Origin of the sequence: Holdemanella porci (assembly GCF_009696075.1) — a bacterium.
Taxonomy (GTDB): domain Bacteria; phylum Bacillota_I; class Bacilli_A; order Erysipelotrichales; family Erysipelotrichaceae; genus Holdemanella; species Holdemanella porci.
This window is the reverse complement of record NZ_VUMR01000096.1, coordinates 1-2,978: the sequence shown is the minus strand read 5'-3', so window position 1 is coordinate 2,978 and position 2,978 is coordinate 1. Positions and strand designations below refer to the sequence as shown.

General features: G+C 30.4%; 2 protein-coding genes and 1 pseudogene. All 3 read left to right on the top strand.

Features of this window, described 5'->3' with window-relative positions:
• Positions 1–690: 690 nt before the first annotated feature.
• On the top strand, positions 691–2,055 hold the full coding sequence (locus FYJ55_RS10400) for a class-II fumarase/aspartase family protein (RefSeq protein ID WP_154556763.1): 1,365 nt from the start codon (positions 691–693) through the stop codon (positions 2,053–2,055).
• A 300-nt stretch (positions 2,056–2,355) separates the two neighbouring features.
• Positions 2,356–2,589 (top strand): annotated as a pseudogene (locus tag FYJ55_RS11430) (HAD family hydrolase); the annotation flags it as partial.
• Positions 2,590–2,855: 266 nt separating this feature from the next.
• Positions 2,856–2,978: family 4 glycosyl hydrolase (locus FYJ55_RS10390; RefSeq protein WP_154556761.1), on the top strand; the 123-nt coding region annotated here is incomplete at its 3' end.

Here is a 2,978-nt window from a genome sequence, read left to right as displayed (position 1 = left end):
ACATTCATATCAAAAGGCATTTGAAGCATTTACATTGAACCGATTGATCAATGATGCAAAAGAAGCACGAAAAATTCTAGATGCATTGATTGAAGCTAATGGAGATCAATGGCCTGAATTGAAATAATATTTAATATAGGATAAAAGTTAGGATAAACAATAATCTAGGGATTAATTTAGGTGACTAATGTTATGACAACAGTAACCTATAGATCCCTAGATTTATTTTTAGGTGATGCTATAAAATATAAGTAATTGTAAAGAATAATTATGGTATAACTAAGTTGAAATTGAAAAAGGATATTGTATATGCACAAAAGTGATTGAGAAATTAAATGAAAAGTTTCCTTATGGACAAGTTTACTTATATTTTCATGGTGCTTTAGAAGGAAAGAAAATGGATGTATTAAGAAAGAATAATAAAGTAATATTTGAAATGGATTGCGATCACAATTTTATTTTTCTATGATGATAGAATGAGTTGTACTATGGGATATGAAAATATTATTGGACATAGAATAATGGAATTTGTAAAGGAAGAACAAAAATTTAATGCGACGATACCATGATGAAGGTGACTTTAATATTTCGATAAAAAGTTTTGGATATGACAGGAAAAAGAAGAAATAATGTACAGTCAAATGCAGGGAAACAACATTAATTTAAGTAAAAAAGGAGGTATATTTACTTATGAGAGCATTGTATGATTCAAAAAGTAGTTTAGATGATCGTGGCATAAAAGAAATAATGAGTGAAAAGAGTAAGTATGACTATTGGCTTAAGGTGGAACGTGCTTTAGCTAAGGCACAGGCTGAGATTGGATTGATTCCAGAAAGTGCAGCTTTAGAAATAGAACAAAAGGCAATTATTGAAAATTTTGATTATGCATTAATGCAGAAAAATAAGAAAGTCGTGGGTCATGGTTTTGTTTCATTTTTAAAGGCTGTTTTACCAATATTAAATGAAGAAGGTAGAAAATATCTTCATTATGGATGCACGACACAGAATATTCAACAAACAGCACAAATGCTTCAACTAAAACATGTTTATCAAGTCATGTATTCGTTTTTAAAGGATATATTAGATCATCTAGCAGATTTAACCGATAAATATGCAGAAACTGTAATGCCTGGAAGAACTCATGGAAAGCATGCCATTCCCATTACTTATGGATATAAATGTTCGGTATGGACAAACGAGTTGTTGACCAATATTGAACGTATGGAACAAAGTGAATCCAGAATCTTCCAAGTGATGATGGGTGGAGCTGTTGGCTCATTTAATTCCACAGGAAAAAAAGGGCGTTTGGTTCAAGAAAGAGTATCAGAAATACTAGGCATGAATGAAATGATAGTGCCTAGTCGAAATATGTCGCAGCATAAAACTGAATATTTAATGATACTTTCTTTGGTGGCGAATACTTTCCATAAAATGGCAGAAGAAGTTTATTATACCGGTATTGAAGAATTTGGCGAAATTAGTGAACCTTTTCAAAAAGGGACAGTTGGCAGTTCAACGATGCCTCAAAAGATTAACCCAAAGCTAGCGAAGGGTATTATCGCAAATTCACAAAAGTTGTATAGCTTAATAACGCCTGCATTATATAGCGCGAGCCGAATGTTCGAGGCTGATTCAAGTTCATATATGTTGTTTGATGGACTTATCGAAGAGGCTACAGAGTTAATGACAGAAATATTAATACGAGCAGAAGAATTAACTAGAGATATTATTGTGAATGAAGATCGAATGTTATTTAATGCAAACCTTAATAAAGGATTGGATAATAGTGAGTTCGTTATGATGTCTTTGGCAAAAGTTATTGGTAAAGAAAAAGCACATGAAATTGTATATGAAGACGCCATTCTAGCTGAAACAGATAAAAAAGATTATTTTGAAGTTTTATCAAAAGATAAAAGAATATTATCGATATATTCTGAAGAAGAAATATATTCAATGTTAGATCCAAAAAGTTATACGGGTGAATCAAAAAATATCGCATTAGAAATATCGAAAAAGGCAAAGGAAAAAGTAAAAGAAATGAGATTGAATGATTAATTGTATTTTTGACTTTAATGGAACAATGATGTTTGATGGAGATATTCAAAATAATTCTTAGAGAAAGTATTTAGAAACCAAAATAAACCGGCCTATTCTAGAGGATGAATTTCAAAAGTATGTTCATGGAAAAAACATTATAGACACTTTCAAATATTTTTTGAATATTGAGTGTAGTCCTGAAGAAGCATTAAAAATTGGTGAAGAAAAAGAAGTAATTTATCGAAAGATGTGTTTGTAAAGTCCGGATTTTAAACTGGCTGTAGGATTGGTTGATTTTCTTGACTATTTAAAAAAAAGGGAATAGATAGAAATATCGCAACGGCTTCGGCTTTTCCAAATGTTAAATTCTTCTTTGATCACCTTGATTTAGATAATTGGTTTGATATAAATAATGTGGCATATAATGATGGCGTTATTCCCGGAAAGCCAGATCCAAGTATTTTCTTGTTAGCTGCAAAACGTGCAGGTGCAAAGAAAATTGTAGTTGTTGATTCAATGAAAAATAATTATGCAGAAAAAATAATATGTTAGTCATAAAGGATTTTAGAGAAATCGAAAGATTAATACAATTTATAAACTCTTGATAAAAGCACAATTTGTGCTTTTTTTCTTGCAAAAAGCTTTAAATAAAGTAAATGTAAAGAATTACTATATATGTAATAATTGTCATCGTTACACATATAAACCTAACAGGCACGAAAATGTTTACATTTGTAAAATTGTGAATTATATTATGAGTGTAAATTGAATTCGTAAAAAAATGGCCATTTTAAACGAAAGAAAAAGGAGAACAAAAAATGAAAAAATATAACGTATGTATCGTAGGTGGAGGAAGCACTTATACATTAGGATTCTTAAAATCATTTGCTCGTATGCAGGAAGAATTCCCATTGAATAAACTTGTATTGTTCGATATCGAT

What these genes read in the sequence shown, in the direction of transcription:
- FYJ55_RS10400 (WP_154556763.1), top strand. Translation starts at nt 691, where the DNA reads ATGAGAGCATTGTATGATTCAAAAAGTAGTTTAGATGATCGTGGCATA.